Source organism: Saccharicrinis aurantiacus, assembly GCF_947489045.1.
Lineage (GTDB): Bacteria > Bacteroidota > Bacteroidia > Bacteroidales > Marinilabiliaceae > Saccharicrinis > Saccharicrinis aurantiacus.
In genome coordinates this window covers 112,975-129,058 of record NZ_CANLCN010000007.1, presented here as the reverse complement: position 1 = coordinate 129,058, position 16,084 = coordinate 112,975, and the positions used below count along the sequence as shown (strand labels likewise).

The following is a 16,084-nucleotide window of genomic DNA, read 5'->3' as shown; positions in this document are numbered from 1 at the left end:
ATTTCAATTATCGAAAGCATTAATACATGAAAGACCTTACGGTAGGAAACGAAGCAAAACTTATATTCCGATTTGCAATCCCAATGGTATTGGGGAATATACTGCAGCAGCTTTATAACGTAATCGATAGTATTATTGTAGGCCAAGTTTTAGGCAAAGAAGCCCTAGCAGCCGTGGGTGCCTCGTTCCCAGTTTTTTATGCACTCATTGCTTTTATGATTGGTATTGGTAGTGGAGCCACCATAGTAATATCGCAATTTTATGGCGCCAAACAAACCACCAAAGTAAAACGAACCATTACCACAATATTCTCTGTATTATTTTTTGCGAGCCTCATTATTATGGCCGTTGGCATAGGCTACAGCACCCAAATATTTACACTCCTTAAAGTAGACGAAGCCATCCTACCCCAATCGGTTGAATACTTTAATGCTTACATGACGGGCATGATAGCCTTCTTCGGCTTTAATGGCGTATCCTCTGTACTCCGAGGCTTGGGCGATTCAAAAACCCCACTCCGTTTCATGATATATTCCACCGTATTAAATATTGTGCTCGATGTATTGTTTGTTATGGTATTTAAATGGGGCATACAAGGTGCAGCATATGCCACGGTAAGCGCACAATTCATCACATTTGGCGCTGCCATTATACACCTACAGAAAAAACAACACATCATTTCTTTCAACCTTCGCAAGTGGGTTATCGACCTTCGCCTACTGAAACAAAGCATGCGCATAGGTTTACCCACAGCCTTTCAGCAAACCTTTGTGGCCCTCGGTATCATGGCCTTAATTCGTATTGTTAATAACTTTGAGCCCGATGTATTAGCGGCCTATACAGCCGCCGGACGCATTGACTCCCTTGCCGCACTGCCAGCACTTAACCTCGCCTCGGCCCTCTCGGCCTTTGTGGGGCAAAACCTAGGAGCAGGTAAACTCGATAGAATTAAAAACGGACTCCGAGCCACACTTTTCATGGCATGGGGAATCAGTATCATTGTAATGGCAAGTGCCTATCTTTTTGGCGAGCAACTCATGAAACTATTTACCTCCGATGCTGCTGTAATTCAATATGGAGTCGACTATCTGGTAATTGTAAGCTCGTTCTACCTCATATTTTCAACCATGTTTGTGCTGCATGGGGTACTCAGAGGAGCCGGTGCCACACTAATACCCATGTTTATTAGCCTATTATCACTATGGCTAATCCGTATACCACTAGCCCTCTTCTTCTCCGAAAAAATAGGCGTTGCAGGTATATGGTGGGCCATACCAGCCGGATGGTGCACCGGCATGCTAGGCTCCTTAATCTATTACCTAAGCGGCAAATGGAAAAACAAAGGAGTCATCAAATATAAATAATACCAAATGCATTATTGAATGATTGATAAGAAATTGAATTATGTACAGATTCTACAATGAATAAAATAGAGATATAGCCATAGCTACATTGATATTTTATGAAGCAGTAGAAGCTTTACAGAAACAATTTATATCAATCATTTGATGATGTTTTTGGTATAAAAACAAACCCTACTTTTTGGGCCCATATCCCGCTATCCGCTATAGCCTATGTAATGTTGGCTAAGCACTGCTAGGCAGTGCGTGTGCTCCTAAGGTCGCATCCGCCAGCCAACCAGCACTAAGCCACCAATACATAGGGCTGCCGCTTCTATCAGGGGCAATACCGTTAACAAGAGTTAATTATTCAAATCAGATAATTTTAGGCACAAGCTTTGTATTACCGCATACCGAAGAGCATGAGAGTTTTTCATAAGTTAGGGTTTAGGTTATAAATAGGAATGGCTCCAAGGCATTCCTATTTTATAGAAATCCACATTAAACAGACATAAGAAGTTTTTTTTCATAGATTAGGGTTTAGGTTAAAGAAAAGGGATTCAACAACGGTTGAAATCCCTTTTTTTATGCCCTTACATCATTTACCATATGCTCCCACGAAGGCTTTTGTTTCCTTGATTCTGGCTTATCTACTAGCCTTCCATCTTTGATTCAACATATTGCGCAATAAGTCGAGGTAATTCCAGCCTATTTTCCTTGCCGAAAGTAGGGTTAAACTATCTTGTCTTTTTCTATGAGGCCGTGATGGGCCAGTCATATTCGGTTTCATATTTAGGTCAAACAACAAGTATTTTCCTTGGTTATTGGCTCTGCAATCAATTCTAATTGGAGCCTTAATTCCAATTAAATCGGCTGATTTGATACAATGTTGATACACTTCTTGAATTTCGTTTGTCTGCAACTCTTCATCATCCAAAACTTCACTATTCTCAATAACTGCAGTAATTCCATTATAAGGTGCAATTCCCTTATTATGATTAAATCTTTTAACTGCTGGTAAACACCAAGGGGTGCTAATGTATTCCTCATTATTATTAATCCAGTATTTTCCCTTTGGCATTACTGTAATGGTAATTTCCTGTCCTTCTAAATATTGCTCAACATACACAGCTTTTCCATATTGATTATCAGAAAATAATTTATCTAGACTTTCATTGAGTTCATATCGACTGTCAATTCTAGTAACTCCCTGACTACCTCTTCCTCTAATTGGTTTTAAAACCAACGGAAACTCCAATTCTAAGGATAAATTATTATAATTCTTAATTGTGATAAGTTTGTTTTTAGGAATGGGAATATTGTGGGATTTCAATAAACTATTTGTGAACAATTTATCATCATAAACATCTACCAAACTTGGTACCTGACCTACAACTTTAATTCCTTTGTAAAGATAACGTTCAATAGTATGCTGCTGATATAAAACTGTATTCAACCAAAATATTTTTACTCCCTTTTGTAATGCAGCCTCAATCCCATCTTTCGTATCCGGGAAAACCCAATCCTTATCATTAGTTATATCTGGGTTCTCAACAGGCGTAATCACATCTAAATTATTTTCTAATAATTCAAATGCGATATCAGCACCGCTATCAGAATACCCTCCTACTTTCATAGGTTTCTGAATCCCATCCTTTGTAGGAGGAAGTTGAGCCTGATATAATATTGCAATTCTATTCATTTATTTGGTTTTAATTCGCACTCTATCAAGCTTAAAGTAAACAATCACCAACATTATATTGAAGTATCAAATATAAGTGTAAACCAAATATAGAAACAATTGTGAATGCTTATAAAAATCTTCATTCTTTTAGTATATAAATAAACAACAAGTTAGTGTATCATAATATTTATACTATCTTCGTCACATACTTAATTAAAACCCTATTATGAGAACTAAAAACCTAAATAAAACCTTACTATTACTATCCATTTGCCTAAACTTTTCTCAAATTATTAAGGCTGAATTACACCTTTGTAATTCTCAATCTATCTCTGAAACTTTTAATGTATCTGCAACTGCAGTAAGTTGTGATGGAACTACCCAACTAAGCTCAGATATCCCTAGCAATGCTGCATTTTTCTACTGGACTATAATTAGTGGTTCTGCTACATTTGAGAATGCAACTTCAGTTACAACAAACGTATCCAACCTTACATTAGGGCAAAACACATTTAGGCTTATTGTTACTCTTGATGATGGGTCTCAATTAACAGAAGATATAACGGTAACCAACAATCAAATAGATGATCCACAAATTATTGGAGATGTAAATTCTGTAAATATTTGTGAATCTACCTACGACTTCAACGCTGTTACACCATCTGTAGGAATTGGAACATGGATACTTGTTAGTGGTTCTGGAGTAATAGAAAATCCCAACTCTCCTACTTCAACTGTAATTGGTTTAGCCCAAGGAGAAAACAAATTTTTATGGATGGTTCAAAACGAAAACTGTTACGCTACAGTAGAGTTTACAATCAATAATCAAAAGGTTGATGTAGATGCAGGTCTAAACCAAGCTGTATGCGAAAGCATTGCAGAGTTAAATGCCGTAGAACCCATGGTAGGTACAGGAGAATGGAACCTAGTAAGTGATGGCGGTGGGGCTTTATTTTTCCCGAACCGTTACGTATCAAACCCTACAGTAAGTATCACCCCCGGCACCACAAAACTTATTTGGTCTGTTACAAACAACAGTTGTGTATCAAGAGATACCGTAACTATTTATAATAACAAACCTGGTCCTATTAATGCAGGAACAGACATTGAAGTACCTGCAAATTTGGCTTATTTAGATGCTATACCGCCAACTGTAGGTATTGGACGTTGGTCACTTATAGAAGGTTCTGGTATAATTTCGGATGCTATCAATCCATCAGCCGCAGTTAGCAATTTATTAACAGGCAATAACATATTTAGATGGACAGTAACGAACGAATTGTGTTCAGAATACGATGAAGTAATAATTACAGCAGGATCAGCAACAATAGCAAATGCAGGAGGTGATCAATTTATTTGTACAGATTCAACAACAGGGGCAGCAAATGTACCTTCTGACGGAAGAGGAAGCTGGAGCATTATAACTGGTTCTGGTTTTTTTGAAGATATCAACAATGGTGAAACCACGATAACCAACCTAGCTAATGGAGAAAATATACTGAGATGGACTATTTATAATTCGAATGGCTTTTCAACTTATGATGATGTAAGTATATTTAACAATAGCCCTTCATTAGCCAATGCTGGATTAGACATGAGAGTAGCAGATACTTCTGTTGAATTAGATGCTAGACTCCCTGTTTTTGGCCAAGGCACATGGTCACTTATAGAAGGTTCTGGAATATTCTCTGATGCTTCCAATCATAAAGCTACTGTAAGCAATTTATCACCAGGCAATAATATATTTAGATGGACAGTAACGAACGAATCGTGTTCAGAATTCGATGAAGTAATGGTCCTAAGTGGTACTAGTACCAATATTCAAAAAGTAAATGTAAATACCACTATTTTCCCAAACCCAGCAAACCTGTTTATAGACATAAGATCTGCCGTTGAAATAAAATCAGTTTCTATTTACTCTAGCACAGGTACAAATGTTTTATATGCTGATGGCTACAATAAAACAAATTTAAAACTCAATATACAACCTATTGCATCCGGCATATATATTATCAAAATAACTGGCTTTGATGGTTCTGTAATAACAAAAAAATTAATAAAAAAAATAAACCTATAAGAGGCATTGCACATATATAATGAAATTGGGTTTAGTTGATATCGAACACTGCTCATTATTCTATCTGAATTGTGAATGAATATATTCTTCTAACCTAGCATTTTTGTAAGGCCAACGTTCCAATGGCATCATTATTCTCAAATAAAGCAGATAACAACACAAATATCTATAATATAAACCCACAAAGATACACCTCATATTATTTACAGAACAATTAATACGTTGTAACTCTATCAACAACAAGCTTTCTACCGGCTTCACCATTTAACAACTTATAAGATACCTTTCGCATTCCTCCTGTTGGATTTGCATTACTATCGCTTCTTTTATAAATAGGAAACCGCTGCACTAAACTGTTTTCTGATATTGAAAATGCATCATGCCCCATATAGCCTTCACTAATAGCTTTATTTTCTGAAGTTGGCTGAAAGTACACTTGACTCATCGACTTTTTATTATTCACCGAGAAGGCATATACCTTACCATAAGAACCACTGCCAGGACTTTGGGTAAAAACAAATAGCTCGGGAGAACCATCCGAATTTAAATCTGCTACTTCGGCACCAACTACAAAATCTCCCTGAACATCTATAGTTTCATTGAATTCGCGAGCTTCTAGTCCAACTGTTTTTATAGTAAGCAGGGTGGCACTAATCTCTTTTACATAAGAAACACTGAATCGAATACCACTTGCGCTTAATTCCTTATTAAAAACCTCATGGTGAATTTCTTCTACCTTGTGAATTGAAGATGTTTTACTACTAAATTGACACGATGATAAAATTAAGACAATGGCTAATGTTGCTAAAGAGTAACGCATATAGTTTTATTTATGAAAAACGTAAAAATCAGGTTCAAAATTAACTAAAAAATAGGCTCGATAACAAACTAAAAAAAACAATAAATACAGCTTAATAGATACCAAAATCTTAAAATACACTACTACAACAATGTTTTTTCAATATAATTTAGTAACTTAAATTCACATAAAACACTTCCAATTAACAACTTAAGTTATGAAAACAAAACTACTCCTCCCATTATTCATTATTTCATTTGGATTATTCACCTTAAACACCAAGGCTCAATTATTAAATCAAACTACTTTTGGCTTCGAAGATACCAATGGAATAACCTATTTAAACACAAGTGGAAACATTATTGAAGCTTGGACTAGCGAGCAAGGATTCACTCAATCTAGTGAACAAAAACACAGTGGTAGCTATAGTGTAAAGGCTATAATTGACGGTACAACCCAACCTAAACTCAAAACTGCAAATGCAACAAACGGAGAAGGTACTTTTGATCTTGAGGCCGCCAACTACGTTGGTAAAATATGGGTATATCTTGTTGGTGCTGTTCCTCGAACTATAAAAGCAACTTTGAAAGAACCTGGCAATAATAACGCTTTCATATTCAGAATAGCTGATGTTACCGAAAGAAACAAATGGGTTGAATTAAGTTCCCAAAATTCTGTCATACTTGATTCCCCAACATCTAACAACTCATTTATTATAGTCATGCAAGACAATCCAGATCCACTTCAAGAGGGGAGTATCGTATATTTTGATGACCTAAATATTTACTATGATGTAGCCACCCAAAATAATACAAAATCTCAAGAAATAATTTCCATGAAACAATTAGGAGAAACTGTCCTTATTAAGAGTGAGAATCCAAGTGACATTGTTATATACTCCATCACAGGTGCCATAAAGGAGTCTTTGTCAAAAACAGAAGATGACCTATACATTAGTACTCAAAATTACTCAAGCGGGATGTATATTATAAAAGTAGTTTCAGGAGGAAAAAGCCTTGTAAAGAAGATTGCAATCCAATAACGATATTTCAACTTTGCAAAAATTCAATTACAATCATAAACAAATTCAAAAAAAATATGCATGCTACGTTTTAACCAATGGTTAATCATAGCATGCATATTTTTTCTATATTTTAATTTAGTACTACTTTTTATCTTTTGGAGGTGATTTCTTTTTAAAGGGCTTTTTGCCTTTTCCGCCACCTTTACCTTTTTTATTGAACTTACGGTTTTTCTGAGGATTGTATTCTGGTGCTTCATCGTACTCAGGAGGCAACGGCACTTTATAAATAGTTGACTCTATAAGTTGCTCTATCTGATGAAAATCAGCCTGGTCGGTTTCACTCACAAAAGTGATACCTACACCTGTGGTTTTCGCACGTGCAGTACGTCCTATTCTATGTACATAATCTGCAGCATCACCCGGAACATCGTAATTAATTACTAAATCGATATTTTCAATATCGATGCCACGTGCCACAATATCAGTGGCTACTAATATTTGTACGTTACGATTTTTAAACTCTCGTAATACTTCGATGCGTTCATTTTGGTCTAAATCAGAATGTATGGCACGCGCATTAAAATCGTTACGACGCAACATACGCGTAATATCATTTACGCGGGCTTTACGACCCACAAATATGATGATACTCTGAAGCTCCTTATCTTTTAAAAGATCAACAATCAAAGGGTCTTTTTGCGCCTCGTAAACCACATAAGCTGCCTGTAATATTCCTTCAGCTGGTTTTGAAATAGCAATATTTACTTCCTCAGGATCTGTTAATAAGTTTTTAGCTAGCGTTCGAATTTTTGGAGGAAAAGTTGCCGAGAACAATAAGTTCTGACGCTTTTTAGGCAAATGACTTTCAATCTGCATAATATCCTCGTTGAAACCCATATCGAGCATACGATCGGCCTCATCTAATACAAAGTGGGTTATGGTGCTAAAATCAACATATCCCATTGTTAGGTGCTGTATCATACGTCCTGGTGTGGAAACTATAATATTAGCACCTTGTGTTAGAGCTGTTTTTTGCTGATCCCACAATTTTTTATCGTTACCACCAAAAACAGGCAATGAGGTTACGGGCAAAAAGTAACCAAAACCTTCAATCTGCTGATCAATTTGTAGGGCCAACTCACGTGTAGGCACAAGTATTAGGGTATTACAGCCCTCTGGTTTATCACGCACTATCCTATCTAAAACAGGCAATAAATAAGCTGCTGTTTTTCCGGTACCTGTTTGTGCACAAGCAATTAAATCTTTACCAGTTTTAATAACCGGAATTGTTAATTCTTGCACTGGCGTGGTATCTTCAAACCTCATGGCATCCAATCCCTCTAGTACTTCGGGTGTAAAATCTAATTCAGTAAACTTCATTATTTATTTTAGATAAGTAGTAAAAATTAGTGATAAGTATGAAGAGAAAATTCTTCAGTCTTTTCTCTTCAGCCTTCAAGCTTAAACTAAACCCTATTATTTTTATTCAACTTGCAGCACTAATCCTTTAAGATATTCTCCCTCTGGGTGGTAAATATTTACCGGGTGATCTGCTGGTTGTGTTAATTGATTTAAGATACGAACTGTACGTCCTGAGCGAGCTGCAGCAGCAAAAACTGACTTACGGAAATTTTCTTTAGTCACTACTCCTGAACACGAAAACGTAAAAATAATTCCACCTGGTGCAATTTGTTCAAATGCTTTTGCATTCAGTTTTTTATAACCTTGCAAAGCATTATTCAACACATTATTGTGTTTGGCAAAGGCCGGAGGATCAAGGATAATCAAATCGTATTTACCCTTAATATCATCTAAATATTTAAAAGCATCAACCGCAAATGCATCGTGGCGAGGATCTTCAGGGAAGTTTAACTCCACGTTTTCATTTGTTAAATCAATTGCCCTTGCTGAACTATCAACCGAATGCACCAACTCAGCACCTCCACGCATGGCATAAAACGAGAAGCCACCTGTGTAGCAAAACATATTTAACACCTTACGTCCTTTACTATAATGCTCTAACAAGGCACGGTTGTCGCGCTGATCGACAAAGAAACCTGTCTTTTGACCTTTTTCCCAATCCACACGAAATTTCAATCCGTTCTCCAAAGCAATACGTGCTTCTGACTGACCAAAAGTGTAGCCATTCTCCGGCGTAACATCTGCCTTAAAAGGAATGGTTCCTTCTGATTTATTATAAATGGCTTTTAATGCATCACCAAATAATTCCTTAAGAATAGCATCAACAGTATCCTTAATTAGGTACATACCAATTGAATGCATTTGCACTACAGCAGTATCGTCATACATATCAATGATTAATCCTGGTAGGTTATCGCCTTCAGCACCGACCAAACGATAAGCATTGGTTTCTGGGTTATCAATAAAACCCTGCACATTACGCAAGTCGTAAGCTTTTTTAATTTGCGACTTCCAAAATGCTTCGTTGATTTCTACTTGTTGAAACGATACAATACGAACGGCAATAGAGCCTATTTGGTAATGACCTGTTCCTAAATACTCATCCTTATTATCGAATACTTCAACAATATCACCCTCTGCTGGCTGACCGTAAATTTTTTTGATGGCTCCGCTAAATACCCATGGGTGGTAACGGCGCATTGATTGGTCTTTTCCCGACTTGAGAACTACTTTAATATATGACATGCTTTTATAATTTCTATCTGATGTGTTATTCTGTTTCTGGTAAATCCTGCAGTGTACTAGGATCAAGCTCTTCGAGTGATTTATAAATTTCGAGTGCAACCCATGAGTCGGTGGCAGCATAGGTTATTTGTCCTTCAGAGAGGGTTTCCGTTTCCCAATTTGACAAACGCTGACGTTTAGATACTCTAAACTCCAGTAAAATACCTGCCAACTTTTTAAGAGAAAAATCTTTTACTCCTAAATCAGTTGCTTTGGTTTGTAATTCGATGAAACCACCATCTTCAAACTCCGAAAGTCGTTTTAATCCGCGAATATCATCGCGAATACCCACGCCTACTTTTAATATCTCATTCGATGCCAAAAGCTCAACTAACTCATTTGTTAAGCCTGTTTTATTCAGCCGTACCAAAAAGGTTTTTTCTTCACTTGAAATCTGTAGTAATGAAATTTGATTAGTTTGGCCTTTTTTAAAAGCTGGTTTTGTTTCTGTATCGAAGCCTAAAACTTTGCATTTTTTCAAGTGACCCATCATTTGAGGAATCTCTTCTGCATTTTCAATTACTACAACTTCGCCTTCGTAATGGCGTAATGGAAGTTCGTTTAAGGTATCGTTACTTATCGAATTGTATATCAAAATATTTTATTTTAGTCGTGGAAGGCTGAACCTTACTTTGCTATTTTATTAAATTTAATCTTGCCATTGCTGTTGGAAATTATCGAACCAACCACTATTTCCTTCGGGGTTATCACCAAGCTCATTTCCGCCTAGTTCATCCTCTAGGTTTTTACCTCCATACACTAAACTATGACAGGCACGGAGTACATTCACTAATTTTTGTCCCCAATGTAACTCAAAATTATTTACTAAATCAACCAAAGCATCATTCATTATCTCTGTTTGGCCAATTCGGTAAGAAAATAAGAAATCTTTAACCTCTTGATAAATATCTGTTAAATTCTCGCTAATGCTTGATGCAACCTCTTGTTCCTCATATTCATTATCAGGAACAAAAACTTCTAAATAATCATCATTAGCACCTAAAGTTCCTAATAAAGAATGATTCATTCTGATGTAATCTTCCTCAGAAATATATTTCTCAATTTGTTCCTCTAGCTCATAATCCACCTTAGGAAGCGTTAATGATTTTACATATAATAAAGGAAGTATTCGAACCATAACGTAAACCAGTTCTGCGGAGGTGGCCTCTGCCGAATGTTCTAACTGCTGACAAAACTCGTTACCAACGGTTACAAACTCCAATACGTTTTTTGTATATACTACGTGATCTAATCCTTCTTCCATTCTTATTCAATCATTTTTAAATTTTGCGTTGCAAAAATAAGAAAATAAAGTATAAGATAACAGTATATTAGCGCTAAAGGCGATTAACTAAGATTAATTGTTAACTGTAAATTAAAATACCTTGATATTTTATAACTCATTTCATACACCATTTATCCTCCTCGTTTTGATAAATTATTTCATTATCAATGAGCCAATCTAATATTGACTCCCACTGTTTTTCATCTGAAAACTTAGCAGTAAGCTCTAATTTAGATTTGGGTTCCTGCAGAAATTCTTTTATGCTTTGTTCTAATTCTTGCAAGGCATCCGCGTTAATTCCTTTCTTCTTTTTATCAATACAAACATCGCATTGTCCGCAAGACTTGGCTTTTTTATCGCCAAAATATTGGAGCAAAAACTGGCTGCGACACATGTGTGTATCATCGCTATAATTGATAACTGCCGATACGCGTTTTTCAAAATCGGCTTTTCTATCTTTGTAAATCGCATTGGGTAGTTTTACAAAACGCTGCTCCTCCCTATCCTGAACATAAAACACTTGAGGAGTTTTCTTTCTGGGTATATAATGCACCACCTTCATCTTACTTAACTGATTTAAATAAGTAAATATGGTTTTCAGTGGCACGTTAGCTCTTTTGGCTAAGGTTTGTTCGTCAATGGCAACATAATCGGTCCAGAAACCAGTGTAGGAACGGAGTAATAATTTCAGGAAAGCATCAAAATTAGAATTACTCACTTGTAAGTGATACAATTCACTTTTACCAACCGTAATATGCAATCGAGCGGGAATATTTAACTCTTCGGTATATTCAACATATTCTGCACGTTGTAAAATCTTTAAACTATTAAACACCTGCAACAGATTAAAACCATAAGCCTTAGCAAAGGGAATCATTTCAAAATCGAAGGTGCGCTCTGCTCCGTGCCCAACGGCAATCTGAAAATAATTACCCAAGGCTTGATAAACCCTATTAATCACATCCTTTTCAGGAAATGTTACGGCCATATTTCTTTTCAACCTAGTTTTATCAGCGTTATTCCAGAGCATAACAGCGTAGGCTTTTTTCTCATCTCGCCCTGCTCTTCCCGCCTCTTGAAAATAAGCTTCTAAAGAATCCGGGGCATCCATATGCACCACCAAACGTACATTAGGCTTGTCTATTCCCATACCGAAAGCATTGGTACAAACCATTACTTGCACAGAGTCGTTCATCCACTCCTTCTGCTTTTTATCTTTACTTTGATGCGTTAAACCTGCATGATAATAGTGCGCTGAAATGCCATTTTGAATGAGCCACTCACAATATTCCTTTGTTTTTTTACGATTACGAACAAATACAACGGTACATGCATTAATGGCTTTTACTATTTTAATAAGCTCACCTAATTTATCCTCGACATTACGAACGATATAAGCCAGATTTTTACGTTCAAAGCTTTTTTGAACCACATGCTTAGTTTCAAACAAGAGCTTATCTTGAATATCATCTACAATTTGCGGCGTAGCGGTAGCCGTTAAAGCAAGAATAGGAACCTCAGGTAGTTCTTTACGAATATCAGCTATTTTAATGTACGATGGTCTAAAATCATACCCCCATTGACTGATACAATGCGCCTCATCCACCACCAACATACTCACCTTCATCTGCGGCAGCTTTGTTAAAAACAATTCTGTTGATAAACGCTCGGGCGACATGTATAAGAATTTATAATCGCCATAAATACAATTATCGTAGGCAATATTTATTTCCCTATTGCTTAAACCATTAAAAACAGCCAGTGCCTTAATTCCCTTATTCTGAAGATTGGCTACCTGATCTTTCATTAAAGCTACCAGTGGAGTAATTACAATACAAACTCCGTCCATCGTCATAGCAGGTACCTGAAAAGTTATGGATTTTCCACCACCTGTAGGCAATAGCCCCAATGTATCCTTACCAGAAGCTATTGATTTAACAATTTCATCTTGCTTCTCTCTGAAACCATCATAGCCCCAGTACTTTTTTAATATGTCGAGGTATTTTTGCAAAAATCTTAAATTAATTGAGGGTGTGAATATAGTAATAGTTACTTAGTTTATAAGAGTGAAGGCTGAATTGTGAACAACACCTAATAGGCAATATTCTTCACTGAAATTTTTGCTATTAAAAAATAACAATTACATTTGTTCGTAAATTAACGAACTACAATGAGCGAATTAAAAGATAAAGACAAAAAGATAGCTCGATATGCAAAAGCATTGGGACATCCTGTGCGCATATATGTTTTAAATTTACTATCGGAGCAAAGTTGTTGTTATAGTGGCGACCTCAGCGAGAAACTGCCCATTGCAAAATCTACTTTATCGCAACATTTAAAAGAACTTAAAGATGCTGGTTTAATTCAAGGGGAAATTGAATCTCCAAAAATTAAATATTGCATCAACAAGCAAAATTGGAGTGAAGCACAATTACTATTTAAAGAATTCTTGAATCTTTAAAAAAATTTGCACCTAACGTTCGTTGTTTTGCGAAATACGTATTAAAAAATATAATAAACTCAAAAGATAAAAAGATGGAAATAAAAATTTTAGGAACAGGTTGCAGTAAATGCACAACATTAACTAAAAACACTGAAGATGCTGTTAAAGAATTAAATATTAACGCTCAAATTAATAAAATAGAGGATATCGTTGAAATTATGAATTACAATGTAATGTCAACGCCTGCATTAGTTATAGATGGTAAAGTTGTGTCAAAAGGAAAATTACTATCTGCCAAAGAAATAAAAGAATTACTAACCAAATAACAATCACCCTAAAATAACTCAGATGATAAACACAATTTACAAACTCAGCATCGTACTATTAGTGGCAACATTCATTCAATCTTGTACTAATTCAAACTCCAAAACAAAGGCGATAAGCGAAAAGCCTGCACAAACAGAAGGATGTTGTGCTTCAAAAATAGAAGCAGGTAATTCTGCTGAAACAGGATGCTGCTCTACTAAAAATGATGCTACTCAAATTAAAGCTTACTATTTTCATGCTACGCGCAGATGCGCAACCTGCGAGGCTGTAGAAACCGTTACAAAAGAAAGTTTAAAAGAATTCTATGGCTTTAGCGTATCATTTACATCGATAAATAGAGATGAAAATAAGGATAACCTTATGATTGAAAAATATAAAATTAGTGGACAGACTTTATTGATTATTAAAGGCGACAAGGTGGTAAATTTAACCAACGATGCTTTTATGAACGCGCGTACAAAGCCTGAAAAGCTTAAACAAAAAATTAAATCAACCATAGATTCAATGTTGTAGAATGGAGCTATTACAAAACTTTCTTGAGAACTCACAGTTCCCTATTTTTTCGGCATTTTTATTAGGACTAATGACTGCCATAAGTCCATGTCCACTGGCTACCAATATAACCGCCATTGGATTCATCAGCAAAGATATAGAAGACAAACGCAAGGTGTTTTTAAATGGCCTTATATATACTTTAGGCAGAGCCATTACATATACGGCCATAGGCATGGTATTTTATTTGGGAGCAGATCAGTTTCAGTTGAGTGGCATAGTGCAAGAGTGGGGCGAAAAACTACTTGGACCAATACTTATTGTTATTGGTTTATTTATGTTGGGCGTGTTAAACTTTAAGATTGCAATACTTGGCTCGCTCAGTGAAAAAATGGAAGAGAAATCAAATACTGGTTTCTGGGGAGTGCTTTTACTGGGTATTGTATTCGCCCTAGCGTTTTGTCCTTATAGTGGCGTACTGTATTTTGGCATGTTAATACCCATGACTATGAGCAGCACGGGTGGCTTGATACTTCCTATTATTTTTGCCCTAGCTACAGGAATCCCTGTTATCATATTTGCATGGCTAATTGCTTTCAGTGTAGGCTCTTTGGGTAAAGTATATAATAACATCAAAACCTTTGAAACTTGGTTTAGAAGAATTGTTGCTCTTGTGTTTATTGGTATTGGACTCTACCAAAGTATCACATTCTTTTTCGTATAAAATAACTCACCCAATTCATAAATATCTATATAAATAAACTATGCCATCAACAACTGAAGAATATAGCATTGAAAGGAACACTGACCAAGGAGATAAAAGTGCGAATAGAAGAAAAATCAATATCATAACTTCCATAGCAATTATTCTACCTACCTTAATAGTATTATACCACTACTTGGCTACAATTGTTGATTATGTAACTTATGATTTATTCACACTCAACCCCGACTCTCATCTTGGGCAATCCATCAACTTCTTTTTTTACGATACCATCAAAATTCTAATTTTACTATTTCTAGTGAGTACCTTAATGGGAATAGTAAATGCCTACTTTCCTATAGATCGATTACGGATTTATCTGACTACCAAAAAGATGTACGGGTTTCAATACTTTTTTTCAGCACTTTTTGGAGCTATTACCCCATTCTGTTCCTGTAGTTCTATACCACTTTTTATCGGCTTAGTTAAAGGAGGCATTCCATTGGGAGTAACTTTTTCTTTTTTAATTACCTCACCTCTTGTTAATGAAGTTGCGGTTGCCATGTTTTTAGGTTTGTTTGGAGTAAAAGCAACAATGGTGTATACCTTAAGCGGGATATTGTTAGGATCAATCGGAGGCTATATCCTTGGAAAGTTTAAACTAGATCGATATTTAAGCGAGTGGGTAAAACAAATACAGGCCAATTCTGAAAAAGAAACAGAAGTTTGGGAATCAGAGAAAACACCATTCATAGATCGATTGCCTTCAATAATTGACGAAGGTTGGAGCATTGTTCGTAAAGTAATAGTGTATGTAATTATTGGCATTGCAATAGGTGCCGCCATGCATGGCTATGTTCCTGAAAACTTATTCGCAAGTTATCTTTCAGCTGACAAATGGTATGCAGTGCCATTAGCTGTAATACTGGCTGTACCCATGTATGCTAATGCAGCCGGAATTGTTCCTGTTATTCAAGTTTTCGTTGCCAAGGGCGTACCTCTAGGCACTGCAATTGCATTTATGATGGCAATAGTCGGACTTTCTTTACCTGAAGCCACCCTGTTAAAAAAGGTGATGACATGGAAGCTTATTATTATATTTTTCGGGACAATAACCGTGTTTATCGTTGCTTTGGGTTATCTTTTTAACCTTATCCTTTAATTCCTAACTCTAGCTAAAAACCTTAAACTCTTCAACTACCTT

15 protein-coding genes are annotated in these 16,084 nt (G+C 36.1%); 8 read left to right on the top strand and 7 right to left on the bottom strand.

Annotation, left to right across the window (positions count from 1 at the left end; genetic code table 11):
• Nucleotides 1–26: 26 nt before the first annotated feature.
• A complete protein-coding gene (locus QMO11_RS10165; protein ID WP_282037136.1) occupies nt 27–1,364 on the top strand; it encodes an MATE family efflux transporter in 1,338 nt (445 codons plus the stop codon).
• A 622-nt stretch (nt 1,365–1,986) separates the two neighbouring features.
• On the opposite strand, the gene QMO11_RS10160 is transcribed toward QMO11_RS10165, so the two are convergent.
• Nucleotides 1,987–3,042: an ATP-grasp domain-containing protein gene (locus QMO11_RS10160; protein WP_282037135.1), complete on the bottom strand. Its 1,056-nt coding sequence runs from the start codon at nt 3,040–3,042 to the stop codon at nt 1,987–1,989.
• Between the two features lie 208 nt (nt 3,043–3,250).
• Here QMO11_RS10160 and QMO11_RS10155 point away from each other — a divergent pair, with 208 nt between their 5' ends.
• Nucleotides 3,251–5,101 (top strand): PKD domain-containing protein, encoded by a 1,851-nt coding sequence (locus QMO11_RS10155; RefSeq protein ID WP_282037134.1) that lies wholly within the window; start codon nt 3,251–3,253, stop codon nt 5,099–5,101.
• Nucleotides 5,102–5,315: 214 nt separating this feature from the next.
• Here the strand turns inward: QMO11_RS10155 and QMO11_RS10150 are convergent, their stop codons facing one another.
• Nucleotides 5,316–5,921, bottom strand: a complete 606-nt coding sequence (locus tag QMO11_RS10150) for a PliI family lysozyme inhibitor of I-type lysozyme (protein ID WP_282037133.1) — start codon at nt 5,919–5,921, stop codon at nt 5,316–5,318.
• A gap of 196 nt (nt 5,922–6,117) precedes the next feature.
• On the opposite strand from QMO11_RS10150, the gene QMO11_RS10145 reads away from it, so the two are divergent.
• Nucleotides 6,118–6,942, top strand: a complete 825-nt coding sequence (locus QMO11_RS10145; RefSeq protein WP_282037132.1) for a T9SS type A sorting domain-containing protein — start codon at nt 6,118–6,120, stop codon at nt 6,940–6,942.
• A gap of 123 nt (nt 6,943–7,065) precedes the next feature.
• On the opposite strand, the gene QMO11_RS10140 is transcribed toward QMO11_RS10145, so the two are convergent.
• The 5 genes from QMO11_RS10140 to QMO11_RS10120 form a co-directional block, all read right to left on the bottom strand.
• Entirely contained in the window at nt 7,066–8,304 is a 1,239-nt protein-coding gene (locus tag QMO11_RS10140; RefSeq protein ID WP_282037131.1) for a DEAD/DEAH box helicase, read from the bottom strand.
• Nucleotides 8,305–8,406: 102 nt separating this feature from the next.
• A complete protein-coding gene (locus QMO11_RS10135; protein WP_282037130.1) occupies nt 8,407–9,591 on the bottom strand; it encodes a class I SAM-dependent rRNA methyltransferase in 1,185 nt (394 codons plus the stop codon).
• Between the two features lie 25 nt (nt 9,592–9,616).
• Nucleotides 9,617–10,225, bottom strand: coding sequence for a 3'-5' exonuclease (locus QMO11_RS10130; RefSeq protein WP_245820758.1), 609 nt, complete (start codon nt 10,223–10,225; stop codon nt 9,617–9,619).
• A 54-nt stretch (nt 10,226–10,279) separates the two neighbouring features.
• The gene (locus QMO11_RS10125; protein WP_282037129.1) at nt 10,280–10,894 is read right to left on the bottom strand and encodes a DUF5063 domain-containing protein; all 615 of its coding nucleotides are present in this window, start codon (nt 10,892–10,894) and stop codon (nt 10,280–10,282) included.
• 136 nt (nt 10,895–11,030) lie between these two features.
• On the bottom strand, nt 11,031–12,926 hold the full coding sequence (locus QMO11_RS10120; protein ID WP_282037128.1) for a RecQ family ATP-dependent DNA helicase: 1,896 nt from the start codon (nt 12,924–12,926) through the stop codon (nt 11,031–11,033).
• 159 nt (nt 12,927–13,085) lie between these two features.
• On the opposite strand from QMO11_RS10120, the gene QMO11_RS10115 reads away from it, so the two are divergent.
• From QMO11_RS10115 to QMO11_RS10095, 5 genes are all read left to right on the top strand, one after another.
• Complete coding sequence (locus tag QMO11_RS10115) at nt 13,086–13,376, top strand: ArsR/SmtB family transcription factor (protein WP_075601622.1); 291 nt, start codon at nt 13,086–13,088, stop codon at nt 13,374–13,376.
• 74 nt (nt 13,377–13,450) lie between these two features.
• The gene (locus QMO11_RS10110; protein ID WP_282037127.1) at nt 13,451–13,684 is read left to right on the top strand and encodes a thioredoxin family protein; all 234 of its coding nucleotides are present in this window, start codon (nt 13,451–13,453) and stop codon (nt 13,682–13,684) included.
• 22 nt (nt 13,685–13,706) lie between these two features.
• On the top strand, nt 13,707–14,198 hold the full coding sequence (locus tag QMO11_RS10105; RefSeq protein ID WP_282037126.1) for a nitrophenyl compound nitroreductase subunit ArsF family protein: 492 nt from the start codon (nt 13,707–13,709) through the stop codon (nt 14,196–14,198).
• Between the two features lies 1 nt (nt 14,199).
• A complete protein-coding gene (locus tag QMO11_RS10100; RefSeq protein ID WP_282037125.1) occupies nt 14,200–14,901 on the top strand; it encodes an aromatic aminobenezylarsenical efflux permease ArsG family transporter in 702 nt (233 codons plus the stop codon).
• Between the two features lie 40 nt (nt 14,902–14,941).
• Nucleotides 14,942–16,042: a permease gene (locus QMO11_RS10095; protein WP_282037124.1), complete on the top strand. Its 1,101-nt coding sequence runs from the start codon at nt 14,942–14,944 to the stop codon at nt 16,040–16,042.
• Nucleotides 16,043–16,084: the final 42 nt, after the last annotated feature.